This is a genomic window from Inediibacterium massiliense (genome assembly GCF_001282725.1).
GTDB classification, from domain to species: Bacteria; Bacillota; Clostridia; order Peptostreptococcales; family Thermotaleaceae; genus Anaerophilus; species Anaerophilus massiliensis.
Map to the genome: position 1 here is coordinate 658,846 of NZ_LN876586.1, position 16,250 is coordinate 675,095.

A 16,250-nucleotide genomic window follows, 5' to 3' on the forward strand; every position below is an offset into this window, starting at 1 on the left:
AGAGTTTCAAAATTTTATTTCAAATAGAGAAAATCAAAAGGGGATTCATTATGGAAATTCAAGATGCTTTTCAGACATGGATGCAAACAATACTCAACATAAACAACTTTTATACTATATCCAATTCCATCATGGTGATTAGTACTATAATTGTATGGGCTCGCTTAGCTTTCTTCATTTTTGTGATTTTTTATGTATATGAAGATGCTCCAAAGTATAGTATGAATAAATTTGTATGGCTTGCTATAGTTATATTTGTTCCTAAACATATAGGATTTATGACTTATGTGGTCATAAGAACAATTAAACAACATTTTCCTAAAGAAAATAAATTTTCCGTAGAACATTCCATAAACATATCAAATGAAAATAGTACGATGAATAAAAATTTGTTCTATAAAGTGATTAGCGTATGGATCATGATCACTATATTGGTTACTGCTATTTATATGGTTGATAAAGAAAAAATAAAATCTGAAGAGAATATAGAGTTTGGAGTGATTCGAGAAGAAAATTCCTTTAAAGATGAATATAAAGATTTTTCGGGAAAAGAAGTAAAAGAAATATGGTTTGGAGAAAATGGTATTTTAGAGATTCATTATGATTCAAAGGTAAAAAAAGGTGAGCTGATATTAGGAGTATATGAATATAATGGAGAGCCTATAGAAACATTTAAAACAAATAAAAGGGGAGTTACGACTATTAGTATAGAAAAAAATAGAATATATAAGTTGATTGCAGAGGGGAGCGATACAAAAGGCTATTATAGATTTTCTTGGGAATTCAACAAAGAGGAATAAAAGAGTGATAAAAAATTGTAGAAACTCAAATTTGCATCAAGACAGTATAACATACTATTGCATTAGCAGGGAGATAAAAAAGATGAAACAGAGAATTGTTTTATTGGTGTTAATTTTTATATTGACGTGTTTTAATTTAACTATAAATGCAGAGGCAATTTTAAACTCAGAAAAGATAATTGTTCCTTTATGTTTTATCAGGGAATCATTGAATTGTAAACATCAATTTACACAAGCTGAATTAGAAAAAATAGAAGAATTTATAAATATTTTTAGTACAGGTACATCATTGGTAACAGATAGAAATGGCAATTTTTCAAAGGAAAATATAAGAGATTTCCTTGTTGAATATTATTTATACAGGACGTGTTCACCTAATGTAGAATATACAAATTTATTCTATATAGGAAAAAAAGAAGATATAGAGCAACTAGCATATTTATATTTTGATATGGAAATTGAACATGGATTTAAGGATAAAGAGTGTTATGAATATAAAGATGGAAAATACTATAGACCTGATGGAGATTATGGAGATATCAGCTTTTTTAAATTAGACAAAATTAAATCTATTGGAAATAACAAATATATTGTACAAGGAAGACAAGTAATAGAAGATGTAGATATGTTTGGGAAAGAAAAGTTAGATGCCATTGAAACGGTTGAAGCTACAATTGAAAAGAAAGATGGTAGGTATGTTTTAAGAAAATTTAAAATGACTGATGTGAATAAAAATTAAGATATATTTTTTACTATATAAAGATGTAAACACACTATAAGGCTGTATTTTGTCAGAGAATCATTATAAAAATAGAAATCTTGCAATTGCAAAACAAATGTTCGATTAGGCTATGGAAAGACTAGAAAATATGATATACTATTTTCTAGTCTAAATTATTTTTATATGAGAATTACAAAAGAAAGGAGTAAGAGTATGGATCTATCCATGTTAAATCCTCCACAAAGAGAGGCAGTTTTAAAAACAGAAGGGCCACTTCTTATATTAGCGGGTGCAGGATCTGGAAAAACTAGGGTATTGACCCATAGAATTGCTTATTTGATTGAAGAAATAGGAGTGCATCCAGGAAATATACTAGCCATTACTTTTACAAATAAAGCTGCAAAGGAAATGAAATACAGAGTAGAAAGCCTATTAAAAGAACCAGCAAATATATGGGTAAGTACCTTTCATGCAGCTTGTGTAAGGATTTTAAGAAGAGATATCGACAGGATTGGATATACTAGTGATTTTGTCATTTATGATACAACAGATCAAAAGGTAGTTTTAAAGGAATGCTATAAGGAATTAAATATTAATGATAAAAATTATCCATTGCCTATGGTTCAAAGTAGAATTAGTGAGGCAAAAGATAGAATGGAGACTCCTGAAAGGTTTAGAAAGCTATATGCAGGAGATTTTCAAATGGAGAAAATAGGACAAATCTATGAGCTTTATCAGAAAAAATTAAAAAAGAATAATGCTCTAGATTTTGATGATTTGATTTTTAACACAGTAGAATTATTTACAAAAGATCCAGTAACCCTTTCTTATTATCAACATAAATTCCAATATATTATGGTCGATGAGTACCAAGATACCAATCAACTTCAATATAAATTAGTTTCTATGCTTGCAAAAATCCATCAAAATCTTTGTGTAGTAGGAGATGATGACCAGTCTATTTATAGCTGGAGAGGGGCAGACATAAGAAATATACTAAACTTTGAAGATGAATTTAAAAATGCTACAGTAATCAAGTTAGAACAAAATTATCGTTCTACTCAAAATATATTAGATGCTGCAAATAGTGTAATAAAAAACAATAGAGGTAGAAAAAATAAAGTATTATGGACATCTCAAGAGTCAGGTGAGAAATTAAAATATTATAGAGCTATGACAGAACAAGATGAAGCACAGTTTATCGTGAAACAAATTAAAGATCTGATGGATAGGGAAGAAAAAAATTATTCTGATTTTTCTATTTTGTATAGAACAAATGCTCAATCTCGTGTCATAGAAGATATGCTTATGAAAGCTTCTATTCCTTATCGTATATATGGAGGATTAAAATTCTATGATCGAAAAGAAATAAAGGATATGATTGCGTATTTAAGGCTTATTCAAAATCCTGTAGATGATGTAAGCTTAAAAAGAGTCATCAATGTACCTAAAAGAGGAATCGGAGATCGAACCATAGAAAAGCTCCAAGAAAAAGCAAACCAAACAGGAGAAAGTTTATTTAGTGTATTATTAGATGATGAGCTGATAGACGGATTTTCACGAAGGATTATAGCTGGAATTAAAGATTTTGTACTTTTGATTAGTAGATATGGTCAATTAAAGGAAGAATTAAGTATAGAAGAATTAATTGGTAAAATATTAGAAGAATCAGGTTATTTAGAAGAACTTAAAAAAGAAGGAACGGTAGAAGCACAAGGAAGAATGGAGAACTTACAAGAATTTTTATCTGTAGCTATAGATTTTGATCGAAATAGTGAGGAAAAGACATTAGAAGAATTTTTATCTAATATTTCACTAGTTTCTGATTTAGATAAAATGGAAGATGAAGAAAATACAGTAGTTTTGATGACGCTTCATAGTGCAAAGGGACTGGAATTCCCTATTGTATTCTTAGTGGGTATGGAAGAAGGAATATTTCCTATTGGAAGAGCAAAATCTGATGAAAATGATTTAGAAGAAGAAAGAAGACTTTGCTATGTGGGGATTACAAGAGCAGAGGAGACACTTTTTTTAACTCATGCAAAAATGAGAACTTTATACGGAAGAACAAACTATAATCCTATGTCTAGATTTATTGAAGAAATTGCAGAAGACTTGATAGATATGGATAGAGAAGCAATTAAAAAACAAGATCAAAGAACATTTGCTCCATCAAAGGGAATCTATAGAGGAGCTACTTTAAAGACAGAACCAAAGCCACAAGGAAGCAAAGGAGAAGCTAAACCAGGAAGCAAGATCAATCATGGAAAATTTGGAGTAGGTACCATTATATCTGTTAGTAAAAAAGCAGATCAAACTGAACTTACCATTGCATTTGATAACGCAGGAATTAAAAAACTGATTATGGAGTTTGCTCCTATTACACTTATATAAGGAGGAAAAACTTTATGAACAAAGATGAAGTATATCAAAAAATATATGATTTGGTACAAAACTTAAATGAACATAACTATAACTATTATGTACTAGATCATCCTACCATCACAGATTATGAATATGATATGATGATGAATGAGCTTATCAAGCTAGAAGAACAATTTCCTGAGCTTGTTATGGATAATTCTCCTACAAAGAGAGTAGGGGGAGAAGCACTATCTTCCTTTAATCAAGTAAGACATACAGTACCAATGCTTAGTCTTGATAATTCATATGAGTCTAAAGATTTGATTGATTTTGATCAAAGAGTAAAAAAAGTCATTATGAAAGAAGTAGAATATGTAGTAGAGCCTAAAATTGATGGATTGTCTGTAGCTTTAAAATATGAGAGAGGCAAATTTGTTCAAGGAGCTACTCGAGGAGATGGGGTTATAGGAGAGGATATTACAAATAATTTAAAAACAGTAAAATCTATTCCCCTAAAGTTAAAAGAAGAAGTAGATATAGAAGTAAGAGGAGAAGTTTTTATTCCCCGGGAAAAGTTTGTAAAAATAAATCAAAAGCAAGAAGAAAAAGGAGAAACTATTTTTGCAAATCCAAGAAATGCAGCAGCAGGCTCTTTAAGACAGCTTGATCCTAAGGTTACTGCTAAAAGAGGATTGGATATATTTGTATTTAATATACAAATTATGGATAATGATGACATTTTAAAGCATGATGAAGGCTTTGAATATTTAAAGAAATTAGGATTTAAAACGTCTATGTATAAGGTGTATAAAAATATAGAAGAAGTAGTAAAATCTTGTGAAATGTGGCAAGAAAAAAGAAGTAGCCTACCCTTTGATATTGATGGACTTGTGATAAAAGTCAATGATTTAAGACAAAGGGAAAAACTAGGTCTTAAATCCAAAAGTCCAAGATGGGCGATTGCATATAAGTTTCCAGCAGAACAAAAAAAGACAAAAATTGAAGATATTACTGTTCAAGTAGGAAGAACAGGAGCATTGACTCCTACGGCAGAGCTTACTCCTGTAAGAGTAGCAGGATCAGTTATTAGTCGTGCAACATTACATAATGAAGATTATATCAAAGAAAAGGATATTCGCATTGGAGATTATGTAATGATTCAAAAGGCAGGAGATGTGATCCCAGAGGTTGTTAGAGTAATTGTTGAGGATAGAAGTGGAGACGAAATTTCTTTTGAAATGCCCAAAATTTGTCCTTCTTGTCATGAAGAGACTATAAGACTTGAGGGAGAGGCAGTGACAAGATGTGTAAACGCTGCTTGTCCAGCACAGCTTAGACGAGGTCTCATTCATTTTGTATCAAGAGATGCTATGAATATTGATGGACTAGGAGAGTCTATTGTGACTGTTCTTTTAGAAAATAATTTAATAGAAGATGCAGCAGATTTATACAATCTAAAAAAAGAAGATTTAATTCACTTAGAAAGAATGGGAGAAAAATCTGTTCAAAACTTATTAGATGCTATAAAAAAATCTAAAGAAAATGATCTTTATAGAGTGATATTTGGCTTAGGAATAAAGCTTGTAGGAATAAGAGCAGCTTCACTACTCTCAGATGCATTTATAAGCATGGACAATTTAATGAAGGCAAGCTATGGAGAAATTGTAGTGATTCCTGAAATAGGACATAAAATGGCAGAAAGTATTGTAGCTTTTTTCAAAGAAGATCGTAATGTGGAAATTATTGAAAAGCTTAAAAAAGCTGGCGTCAATATGGAAAAGTATAAAGAGGATGATACAGAGGTAGAAAAGAAATTTGAAAAAATGACTTTTGTACTTACGGGAACTCTACAAAAATATAAGAGAAATGAAGCAAAGGAAATGATAGAAAAGTTAGGTGGAAAAGTAACAGGAAGTGTAAGTAAAAAAACAGATTATGTTTTAGCTGGAAGTGAAGCTGGATCTAAGCTTGAGAAGGCAAATGAATTGGGAGTAAAAGTAATTGATGAAGATACATTTGAAGAAATGATAAAATAAAGCCAGCTTTTGCTGATTGAGCTTATAAATAAAGTCATAAAAAACTTCACTAAATTTTCAAATTTGGAAAATATATAGAAAAGGTCAAAAATAGCATTACAAACTCGCTATGCTCAAACAGTGTAATGCTAATCATTTTTTCACTTATTCTATATTTTCACAAATTCTTAATGATTGTTCCTAATTTTTATGACTTTGCTTAAATATATAATAGTTAAAAACCAGCTTTTGCTGGTTTTGTTTTATTCTTTAGGAAATTATATAAATGAATAAGTTGTGGATAATTTTAGAAAGAAAGATTTTCATCAAATTTTAAGCAACGGAAATTCTGAATGAAATGAAAGAATTTCGTTGGCGTCATGAGCAATTCCGATAGGAATATGCGAATTTTTTATGTTAGGAAGGAGAATGAGGATGAATATAGATCATATTGCTGAACTTTCTAAAATCAAATTAAGTGAATATGAAAAAGAAAAAATGATAGATGATTTTGGGAGAACAATTGATTTTGTAGATGGGTTAAAAGAAGTGAATGTAGATGAAGTTTCTCCTACTTATCATGTTTTGAATATAGAAAATGTATATAGAGAAGATCAAATATTACCTTCTATGAAGCAAGATGAAGTTTTAAAGAATGCACCTAAAAAAAATGATGGATATTTTCAGGTGCCAAGGATGATAGAATAGGAGGGGTGATTATGAAGCTTTATGATTTGACTATGCATGAAGTTTTAGAAAAAATTAAAAAACAGGAAGTAAGTAAAGAAGATGTTTTAAATACTACTATGAATAGGATGAAAGAAATGGATCCTCATATAGGAGCATATCTTTATGTAAATGAAAAATTAGATAGCAAAGATGGAGAGCTTTCAGGAATTCCTATGTCTATTAAGGATAATATTTGTACTAAGAATATTCCTACTACTTGTGCATCTAAAATACTTAAAAATTTTATCCCTCCTTATGATGCAACTGTTGTAGAGAGACTTTATGAAAATGGATGTATTTTAATAGGGAAAACAAATATGGATGAATTTGGAATAGGGTCTTCTACGGAAAACTCTAGTTTTCAAATTACTAAAAATCCATGGAATACAGAGTATGTTCCAGGAGGATCTAGTGGAGGATCAGCAGCATCTGTAGCATCTTCACAAGCTTATTTTTCTTTAGGAGCAGATACAGGAGGTTCCATTCGACAACCATCAGCATTTTGTGGATTAGTAGGACTAAAACCTACCTATGGACTTGTATCTAGATATGGACTTATAGCTTATGGATCATCACTAGATCAAATAGGACCAATTACAAAGGATGTTAAGGATTGCGCTATTGTACTCAATCATATAGCAGGATATGATTCAAAGGATAGTACTTCTATAAAATGTGAAAAAGTAGATTATACAAAGGAGTTAAAAAAAGATATAAGTGGAACAAAAATAGGAATTATTAAAGAATATATAAATGAAAGTATGGATGAGTATGTAAAACATTCTTTTTTTGATGCATGTAAAAAACTTGAAAGCTTAGGAGCTATAGTAGAAGAAGTATCTATTCCCCATGTAAAATATTCTCTGCCTACATATGAAATTATATCTTCTAGTGAATGTAGTTCCAATTTGTCAAGATTTGATGGAATTCGTTATGGAGTTAGAGTACAAAAAGATGAATCTAGTGATTTGTTTGTAGATACAAGGTCTGAGGGTTTTGGAGAAGAAGTAAAAAGAAAGATTTTATTAGGGACTTTTTTTCTAACAGAAGATGCTTATGAACAATATTATGAAAGAGCATTAAAGGTAAGAACCTTAATCAAAAAGGATTTTAATGAAGCTTTTAAAAAGTTTGATGCAGTGATATCTCCTACATCTCCTAATCTTCCATTTAAAATAGGAAAACATACTATAGATAGATACATACAAGATACATACACAGTAGCTGCAAATTTAGCAGGAATCCCTGCTATTTCTATTCCTTGCGGATGCCAAGAAAACTTATTTATAGGTCTTCAAATTATGGGAAAAGCATTGGATGAAAAGATGATTCTAAATATTGCCTATGCTTTTGAACAAATTAATGATTATCATAAAAAAAGACCTAATTGGAGGGGATGATATGTATCAAACACTTATAGGACTTGAAATTCATGCAGAGCTTTTGACAAATTCTAAAATATTTTGTAGTTGCTCTACTCATTTTGGAAAAGAAGCAAATATACAGTGTTGTCCTGTATGTTTAGGGCTTCCTGGAGCATTACCAGTTTTAAATAAAAAGGTGATTGATTTTGCTATGAAAGCAGGAATTTCAATGAATTGTGAAATTACAAAGAAGTCTTTTATGGATCGAAAAAATTATTTTTATCCAGATTTACCAAAGGCTTATCAAATTTCTCAATATGAACATCCTTTGTGCAGAGATGGATATGTAGAAATAGGAAAAGACAAAAAAATTGGTATTCAAAGAATTCATATAGAAGAAGATGCAGGAAAGTCTATTCATGAGAAAGAGTATTCGTTATTAGATTATAATAGATGTGGAGTACCTTTAATTGAGATTGTTACAAAACCTGATATGCATTCTTCAGAAGAAGCTTATCTATTTTTAGAGAATTTAAAAAGTATCCTTGAATATACAGAGGTTTCAGATTGCAAAATGGAAGAAGGATCATTAAGGTGCGATGTAAATATCAATGTTGTATCAAGTGATAAAATGAAAACGAATATTGTAGAGCTTAAAAATTTAAATTCATTTAAAGCAGTTGCAAAGGCTATTGAGTATGAAGAAAAAAGACATATTTCTCTTTTAGAAAAAGGAGAAAATACAAAGAAAGAAACAAGAAGATGGGATGATCACAAAAACATTACCATTCCTATGAGAAGCAAAGAATACATAAAAGATTATAGATATTTTAAAGATCCAGATTTGATGATGATTCATATAGATGAGGAGTGGATAGATCATATAAAAAAAATCATACCCGAGCTTCCTAAAGATAAAAGAAGTCGTTTTATAAAGAAGTATCAAATTCCAGATTATGATGCAAAGGTACTTACTTCTTCAAGAAAAATAGCAGATTTTTTCGAAGAGGTGGTAAAGTATTTTTCAGATGCTAAGCTTGTAAGTAATTTTATCATGACAGAGGTTTATAGACTATTAAAGGAAGAAAATATAAATATAGAAGATATAAACATTACTCCAAACAATTTAGGAGAGCTTCTTAAACTTATAAAAGAAGGGATTATTAGCAATCATATAGGGAAAAAAGTTTTTCAAAAGATGTATATTACTGGACAAAAACCAAGAAGTATTATAGAAAATGAAGGCTGGATACAAATATCTGATGAAAATAGTATCAAAGAAATGATACAAAAGGTAATCAATGAAAATCCTGAGTCTATTGAGGATTATAAAAATGGAAAAGATAAAGCACTAGGTTTTTTAGTAGGACAAGTCATGAAACAATCTAGAGGAAAAGCAAATCCTAAGCTTGTCAATGAATATATCAATGAAATGATCAAGTAATTTCATTGAGTTTATGACAATAAAAGATAGGAGTATGCTAAATCTTGTAACTTATGCCTCCTTTTATGAATATTATGGATATAAACCATAAAAGGAGGTATTTTTCTTGATCGAGCTTACTCTAGTCCATTGGATTTATGTAGTAATGGTATTTGTTGTATTAGGGATTATGTTGATGAGAAAGGATACCATTATTCCCTGCGTATTAGGAATATTTTTTATAGGATTTGCAGCTAAAAAAACTATTTTAGGAGCTACAAAAGCAATATTTGATAGTTTTATTGTGGCAGGGATGGAGCTACTTGGGATTATACTAGTGATTTCATGTATTGTTGCTATGTCTAAGGTGTTAGAAGAAATCGGAGCCAATCAATTGATGGTAAAACCTTTTACAAGATTTATCAAAACACCAGATATAGCATTTTGGTTTATAGGAATAACTATGCTTTTAGTATCATGGTTTTTCTGGCCTTCACCAGCAACAGCTTTAGTAGGAGCCGTAATGCTTCCTGTTGCACTGAAAGTAGGACTTCCTGCTATAGGAGTGGCTATGGCTATTAACTTATTTGGACATGGTCTTTCACTATCTACAGATTATGTAATTCAAGGGGCACCTACGATTACAGCAACAGCTGCTGGTGTACCTGTTGAATCAGTTATAGGCAAAGGAACACCTCTCTTTTGGGTAATGGGTATTGTAACCATTACAACGGCTTTTATTCTTCTAAAAAGAGATATGAGAAATGGAAAAATATCAAATACCAATATAGATGAATATCATAAGGAAGAAGAAAAGAAAATAAAGCCTACTGCTAAAATATCTGCATTTTTAGTATTTATAGGATTTTTATTAGATGTGATAGCCATGTTTTTATTTGAGCTTAGAGGTGGAGATGCAACGGCTTTAATTGGAGGAACATCTATTTTATTACTTATGATAATTTGTGGAATGACTTATAAAGGGGAAGCTTTAGATAAAATTACAAAGTATATAAAAGAAGGATTTATGTTTGGAATGGAAATATTCGGACCAATCATTCCAATAGCAGCATTTTTCTATATGGGAGAAGTATCACCCTTTCAAGCTGTATTAGGAGAAGGAGTATTACCTGTAGGTTCTCAAGGAATATTATCTGATATGGGAAGTGCATTAGCTGCTGTTGCTCCCATGAATCGGCCTATGGCAGCAGGTATGGAAATGATTGTAGGAGCTATTACAGGCTTAGATGGTTCTGGATTTTCAGGAATGTCTTTAGCTGGATCTTTAGCAAAAGTTTTTGGAACAGCAGTTGGTGCAAGTATACCAAAACTTGCAGCTCTAGGGCAGATTGGTGCCATATGGGTTGGAGGTGGAACTATTGTTCCTTGGGGGCTTATTCCTGCAGCAGCTATTTGTAGAGTCATGCCTATAGATTTAGCAAGAAGAAATTTTTTTCCTGTAATGATTGGACTTATTGTTACAACTATAGTAGCTATATTTATCATATAACAATCTAAAACTAAGCCATAGGCTTAGTTTTAAATTGTTTCAGACTGTTGACAAACTATATTTTAGAAAAGTCATAAAATTCGAAAGTTCATGGCGCCAACGAAATCTTTTCATTTCATTCAAGATTTCCGTTGCTTAGAAATGAGGAACAATTATTGAGAATTTGTGAAAATTAGTGACTTTATTTGATCCATTATTACATCTGGGTTACAATTCAACAAACTACATTGACGAAGGTTTTGACGAAGTGATATAACTGTAGATAGAGAAAGATTGTCGAAAATAATATAAAGTTGTTTTTATTTTTGACAAAAGGAGGAATGCTATTAAAATTAGGGGGACAAGTGATGAAAAAAATACTATTATTTTTACTTATATTTACAATGTTTTTTTCCATAGTATCTACAGCTTTTGGACAAGAAGTAAAAAATAGCATACAAGTAACGGACGGGATGACAGGAAAAAATCAAAAAGTATATAGTGTAAACTTGGTAATGGCAGGAGAAGTTGTTCATACAGATGTACCTGCTCTTTTATATACTATAAACTGGAAAAGTCGTACATTGGTACCTATTAAGTTTATTGTTGAAAATTTAGGGGCAGAAATTAAGTGGAACCAAGAGAAAAAGGAAGCTACAATTATTGCTGATCAAAAAACTATTATTTTAAAAATAGATAGTAATAAGGCTTTAGTCAATGGAAAATCAGTTGCTCTTCCTGATCAAGTTCCTGCAAAGTTGCTAGGGTACAAGGAAAATTATAGAACCATGGTTCCTTTAAGATTTATTGCTGAACAATTAGGAATGAATATAGGATGGGATCAAGAAAGTGCTACGGTTACTATTGAAGCTTTAAAACCTACAGAACCTGTAGAACCTGTACAACCTAGTATTCCTGTAGAAGCTATTACAGATATTACATATGAAAATTCAAAAAGACCTCAAATCCTGATTAAAACTACTAATAAAGTAGATTTTAAAACAACTTATCTAGAAGGAAGTAAATATGGAAGTTGCGATCGATTGGTTTTAGATGTTTCAAACACTAATTTTAAGATCAATGATTCATCTATGATAGAAGGGGAAGGACTCATCAAAAAAACTATCAATAAAGATGGAATCATGACTATAAGAGGGTCTTTATTTGAGCCAGCACCTAAAAATGTAAGTCGTATTGTAATAGACTTAGCTATGCCAAAAGGATATCATGTTTCTTATGATGAAGATCAAAAGGGCATTAAAGTAGAATTTGTAAATAGTGTAAATAACATAAAAGTAGAGAAGAGAAATCTTGTAGATGCGGTTGTAATCCAAACGGAAGAAAAAGCTACTTATAATAAAATGGATCTAGGAAATAGAGTGGTTGTAGATGTATTAAATGCATCATTAAAGTTTAATAAAAGTGAAGTGCCTATTTCACAGGTAGGAATTAAAAAAATTAGAGTAGCTGAATTTGAACCAGATCAAAATTATGAAAAAGATGATAGAATTGTTCGGATTGTATTAGATTTAGACAGTATGCAAAGTCCTGAAAATGTTTTTATCAATCAAGAAGGAAAGGATATTGTTATCTATACTAGTCAAAAACCTATAGACACAATGAATTATGAAAAAGTAAATAATAGTCAATCGCTCCTTAAACTTTCTCTAAAAGATGAAGTAAAATATGATATAGATTATGATTTTAATAAGAATGAAATGTATATAACTGTGCCAAAGGACAAGATAGAATTAAAAAATGCTCTTCTTACCTTAGATGATCGTATGATTCAAACAATTAAAGTGGAGGGAAAAAATGATTCTTACTTATTAAGTATCAAAATGAAAGAAAAAACAGAATATAAAATAGAAAGTTCAAAAACAACAGATGAAATTAAAATAAGATTTACAAATAATACAATTATTTCACCGAGCACAGGGAAAAAATTAATTGTTATTGATGCAGGACATGGAGGAAAAGACCCTGGAACTCATAGCACGACTCCTTTATTATATGAAAAAAACTTAGCATTAGATACGGCAAAAAGATTAGAACAACTCCTACAAGCAGCAGGGTATAATACATATATGACAAGAAATGATGATACATTTATAGAACTTAAGGATAGACCTGGTGCTGCCAATAAGTTAAATGCAGATTTATTTGTCAGTATTCACTTCAATTGGATTGCAAATCCAGAAATTAGTGGAGTACAAACTCTTTATGTAGGAAATGATCCTAGAAATAATAAAGATTTTGCAACGATTATGCAGCAAGAGCTCGTAAAAGGATTAAATGCAACAGATAAACTGATTGTTCATAGACCAAACCTAGTAGTGATTCGAGATACAAAAATGCCAGCTGTTTTATGTGAGATTGCATTTTTATCGAATCTTCAAGATTCTATGAAAGCGAGTACACCAGAATATAGACAAAAAGCTGCTCAAGCAATGCTAAATGGAATTGAAAGATATTTAAATGAGGTAAAATAAATTAGACAAAGTCATAAAAAACGTCACTGGATTTTCAAATTTGGAAAATATATAGAAACGATCGAAAATAGCATTACAAACTCGTGATACTCAAACAGTGTAATGCTAATGATTTTCTCACTTATTCTATATTTTCACAAATTCTCAATAAATGTTCCGCATTTTATGACTTTGCTAAAATATAGTTTGTTTACAAAATCAGACTAAGCCTAGGGCTTAGTCTGATTTTGTATAGAAATATGATTGTATGTATTTTGAGGGGTAAAATACACACAGCTAGGATGGGGAGTAGAAGATAACGAAATAACATGAGTAAGATTGCATTTACCATCATTCTGAAAAAAACAAGGAAGAGAACAATTGATGTTAATCATTTAAATGATCACCTCTTAAAAATAGTATTTGAATATATAGGATAAACATACCTTGAAAAAAATGTATATCTGTATAAAAAACTTAAAAATTCATATCATAAACAAGAATAAGAATAAAGGAGGAAATGTATGTTTTTTGAGGATTATACAAAGACAAAAGTTTTGTATCATATTATCAGCTTGATTGATTTAAAAAGAGTATTAGAAAAAGGAATTCATTTTGATGATAAAATTACTTATCAAACCAAATATGATGGCTTTCATGAATCCATTGACAAAGAAAAACCAGACTATATTCCCGATTGGGTCATTAGAAATCAATCTATTTTTGCAAGTATGAATTATCCTGATAGCCATTATTTTCATTCTCATAGTGCAGTCTTAGCTATTCAGGTAAATCCTAAAAAATGTTGGATAGCCAATGAAAATTATGCCAATGAATTTTATGAACCTTTTGTATTACAACATATAAAAGATTTTGAAGGATGCAAAAAATACATTCAAAATCAAGGAAAGGAATTGCTAAAGAAATATTGGGAGACGTCTTTAAGCTTTGAAGAAAATTTAAAAGTTAGAAAAGATAAAGCAAAAGGATATGATGCAGAGGTTCTTATTTTACATCCTATTGAGTCTAAAGATATTAAGATAGAATATATTGTATCTGATCATAAAATGTTGACTTTAAAAGAATGGAAAAATACTTTTTGTGAATAAGGATGCAAGTTTGCATCTTTATTATTTATATGAATTTTTCAGAATAATCAATCAAAAAAGTTTTAGGAATAGAAAAAAGGATATATAATAAAAATAAATATTAATATTTATACAGGAGGAAGTTGGAATGGAGTTTATTTTAGGATATTTGATTATATTTTGTTCAAGAATTGTAGATGTATCTATTTCCGTAGTAAGAACAATTTTGATGGTGAGAGGGAAAAAATTTCAAGCAGCAGCTTTAGGAGTATTAGAAACATTTATCTATATCACAATTCTTACCAAAATCATGGGACAACTAGATAATATAGGGAATTTGATCGCTTATGCATTAGGATTTGGAACAGGTCAGATGGTAGGAATTTTTTTAGAACAAAAAATGGCTATTGGACATGTAACAGCTCAGATTATTACAAAAGTAGATGAAGAGGAACTTTTGGAAATATTAAGAAGAGAAGGCTTTGGTGTGACGGTTATTCAAGGTTATGGAAGAGAAGGAGTTAAAAATATTCTAAATATTGCATTACAAAGAACTATGCTTCCAAAATTAAATGAAATATTAAATGAATTTGATAAAGATGCATTTGTTACCATAATGGATACAAAGAATATTCAAGGAGGATATTTAAGAAGAATGAAAAGAAAATAATACAAATTTAAGGTTTTAGACATAGTGTCCATGCTTAACTAATATAATTTTACAAAGATATTGGTTAGGGGGGACATGAATGAAAATACGAAAAGGAATAGGGATCTTTTTAATATTGTGTATAATGATGGGTGCTGTTGTGTATACAAATCCTTTTAACATGGTAAAAGGGTTATTCAATGATGAAAAATCAGCTTCAAATATTATTGAAAGCAATGAAAATACCAAAGAAGATTGTGCTTTAAGAGATACAGTGCTTTATTATAAAGATGATAAAGGATTTTTAATTCCTGTTATGAGAAAAATTCCATGGACACAAGATAGAGGAATAGCTAGAATTGCTTTAAATGCTATGATTGATACACCTAGTAATAGAGAAGATATAAAAGAAATAGGATTACAGCCCATTATTCCTGCAAATACTCAAATTAGAGGAATGACTATTAAAGAAGGGTTATGTAAAGTTGATTTTAGCAAAGAATTTTTAAATTATTTTAGTAAAGAAGAAGAAGAAAGCTTAATAAAATCTGTAGTATATACTTTAACAGAGTTTCCAACTATTGATCGGGTACAACTTATGGTAAATGGAGAGGTTCCAAATGTTTTTACTTTTGGAACCAATGTAGCAAGTGTAATGACAAGAGACAACATTAATTATGTTAGTCAAGGTAGTAGCGATCAAAAGGTAGTAGTATATTATGAAAGTACAGCGAATGGATTATTGTCTTATTTTGTTCCTGTAACAAAATCTATTAAAAAAGAAGATACAACACCTGTCAATGTATTAGATGCTTTAGATGCACTAGTAGAAGGACCTCCAGAGGGAATAGGATTATATACTGAAATTCCAAAAGGGACACAAATTATAGGAGTAGATATGAATGAAAGCGTAGCTACTATAAATCTTACAGAAGAAGTGTTAGATGTAGTAGAAAACGATCAAGCAGCATCCAGTATGGCAAAGACTTTTGGATTGACTTTAAAAGAACAATATCCTAATATTGCAGGGGTAAAGCTTTGTGTCAATGGAAAAGAGCTAAGAATTGGAGAAAGCAAAACAGAGGAGCCTATTGTAGTACCTACATTTGCAAATCAATATGAATAAACCAGTGGAGA

The 16,250-nt window shown here is 30.3% G+C and carries 12 protein-coding genes; all 12 read left to right on the forward strand.

Annotated features, from left to right (window positions below; all coding sequences use genetic code 11):
- Positions 1 to 50: 50 nt before the first annotated feature.
- The 12 genes from BN2409_RS06880 to BN2409_RS06935 all read left to right on the forward strand — a co-directional run bounded on the left by BN2409_RS06880 (position 51) and on the right by BN2409_RS06935 (position 16,239).
- Positions 51 to 800: a hypothetical protein gene (locus tag BN2409_RS06880; protein WP_053955902.1), complete on the forward strand. Its 750-nt coding sequence runs from the start codon at positions 51 to 53 to the stop codon at positions 798 to 800.
- 82 nt (positions 801 to 882) lie between these two features.
- Positions 883 to 1,539, forward strand: coding sequence for a hypothetical protein (locus BN2409_RS06885; RefSeq protein ID WP_053955903.1), 657 nt, complete (start codon positions 883 to 885; stop codon positions 1,537 to 1,539).
- Positions 1,540 to 1,734: 195 nt separating this feature from the next.
- Positions 1,735 to 3,915 (forward strand): DNA helicase PcrA, encoded by a 2,181-nt coding sequence (gene pcrA / locus BN2409_RS06890; RefSeq protein WP_053955904.1) that lies wholly within the window; start codon positions 1,735 to 1,737, stop codon positions 3,913 to 3,915.
- 14 nt (positions 3,916 to 3,929) lie between these two features.
- Positions 3,930 to 5,921, forward strand: a complete 1,992-nt coding sequence (gene ligA, locus BN2409_RS06895) for an NAD-dependent DNA ligase LigA (protein ID WP_053955905.1) — start codon at positions 3,930 to 3,932, stop codon at positions 5,919 to 5,921.
- 414 nt (positions 5,922 to 6,335) lie between these two features.
- Entirely contained in the window at positions 6,336 to 6,608 is a 273-nt protein-coding gene (gene gatC, locus BN2409_RS06900; protein WP_053955906.1) for an Asp-tRNA(Asn)/Glu-tRNA(Gln) amidotransferase subunit GatC, read from the forward strand.
- A gap of 11 nt (positions 6,609 to 6,619) precedes the next feature.
- A complete protein-coding gene (gene gatA, locus BN2409_RS06905) occupies positions 6,620 to 8,029 on the forward strand; it encodes an Asp-tRNA(Asn)/Glu-tRNA(Gln) amidotransferase subunit GatA (RefSeq protein ID WP_053955907.1) in 1,410 nt (469 codons plus the stop codon).
- A gap of 1 nt (position 8,030) precedes the next feature.
- On the forward strand, positions 8,031 to 9,437 hold the full coding sequence (gatB, locus tag BN2409_RS06910; RefSeq protein ID WP_053955908.1) for an Asp-tRNA(Asn)/Glu-tRNA(Gln) amidotransferase subunit GatB: 1,407 nt from the start codon (positions 8,031 to 8,033) through the stop codon (positions 9,435 to 9,437).
- Positions 9,438 to 9,543: 106 nt separating this feature from the next.
- Positions 9,544 to 10,926 carry a hypothetical protein gene (locus BN2409_RS06915; RefSeq protein ID WP_110942994.1) on the forward strand — a complete coding sequence of 461 codons (1,383 nt, stop codon included), beginning with the start codon at positions 9,544 to 9,546 and terminating at the stop codon, positions 10,924 to 10,926.
- A gap of 347 nt (positions 10,927 to 11,273) precedes the next feature.
- Positions 11,274 to 13,397, forward strand: a complete 2,124-nt coding sequence (locus BN2409_RS06920; RefSeq protein ID WP_053955909.1) for an N-acetylmuramoyl-L-alanine amidase — start codon at positions 11,274 to 11,276, stop codon at positions 13,395 to 13,397.
- A gap of 503 nt (positions 13,398 to 13,900) precedes the next feature.
- The gene (locus BN2409_RS06925) at positions 13,901 to 14,485 is read left to right on the forward strand and encodes a hypothetical protein (RefSeq protein ID WP_053955910.1); all 585 of its coding nucleotides are present in this window, start codon (positions 13,901 to 13,903) and stop codon (positions 14,483 to 14,485) included.
- A gap of 127 nt (positions 14,486 to 14,612) precedes the next feature.
- Positions 14,613 to 15,134 carry a DUF2179 domain-containing protein gene (locus BN2409_RS06930; protein WP_053955911.1) on the forward strand — a complete coding sequence of 174 codons (522 nt, stop codon included), beginning with the start codon at positions 14,613 to 14,615 and terminating at the stop codon, positions 15,132 to 15,134.
- A 79-nt stretch (positions 15,135 to 15,213) separates the two neighbouring features.
- Positions 15,214 to 16,239, forward strand: a complete 1,026-nt coding sequence (locus tag BN2409_RS06935) for a GerMN domain-containing protein (RefSeq protein ID WP_053955912.1) — start codon at positions 15,214 to 15,216, stop codon at positions 16,237 to 16,239.
- Positions 16,240 to 16,250 lie beyond the last annotated feature (11 nt).

Excerpts from the sequence above, each read along its gene's own strand:
- BN2409_RS06880 (WP_053955902.1), top strand. The coding sequence starts at position 51 with ATGGAAATTCAAGATGCTTTTCAGACATGGATGCAAACAATACTCAAC.
- BN2409_RS06885 (WP_053955903.1), top strand. The coding sequence starts at position 883 with ATGAAACAGAGAATTGTTTTATTGGTGTTAATTTTTATATTGACGTGT.
- pcrA (WP_053955904.1), top strand. The coding sequence starts at position 1,735 with ATGGATCTATCCATGTTAAATCCTCCACAAAGAGAGGCAGTTTTAAAA.
- ligA (WP_053955905.1), top strand. The coding sequence starts at position 3,930 with ATGAACAAAGATGAAGTATATCAAAAAATATATGATTTGGTACAAAAC.
- gatC (WP_053955906.1), top strand. The coding sequence starts at position 6,336 with ATGAATATAGATCATATTGCTGAACTTTCTAAAATCAAATTAAGTGAA.
- gatA (WP_053955907.1), top strand. The coding sequence starts at position 6,620 with ATGAAGCTTTATGATTTGACTATGCATGAAGTTTTAGAAAAAATTAAA.
- gatB (WP_053955908.1), top strand. The coding sequence starts at position 8,031 with ATGTATCAAACACTTATAGGACTTGAAATTCATGCAGAGCTTTTGACA.
- BN2409_RS06920 (WP_053955909.1), top strand. The coding sequence starts at position 11,274 with ATGAAAAAAATACTATTATTTTTACTTATATTTACAATGTTTTTTTCC.
- BN2409_RS06925 (WP_053955910.1), top strand. The coding sequence starts at position 13,901 with ATGTTTTTTGAGGATTATACAAAGACAAAAGTTTTGTATCATATTATC.
- BN2409_RS06930 (WP_053955911.1), top strand. The coding sequence starts at position 14,613 with ATGGAGTTTATTTTAGGATATTTGATTATATTTTGTTCAAGAATTGTA.
- BN2409_RS06935 (WP_053955912.1), top strand. The coding sequence starts at position 15,214 with ATGAAAATACGAAAAGGAATAGGGATCTTTTTAATATTGTGTATAATG.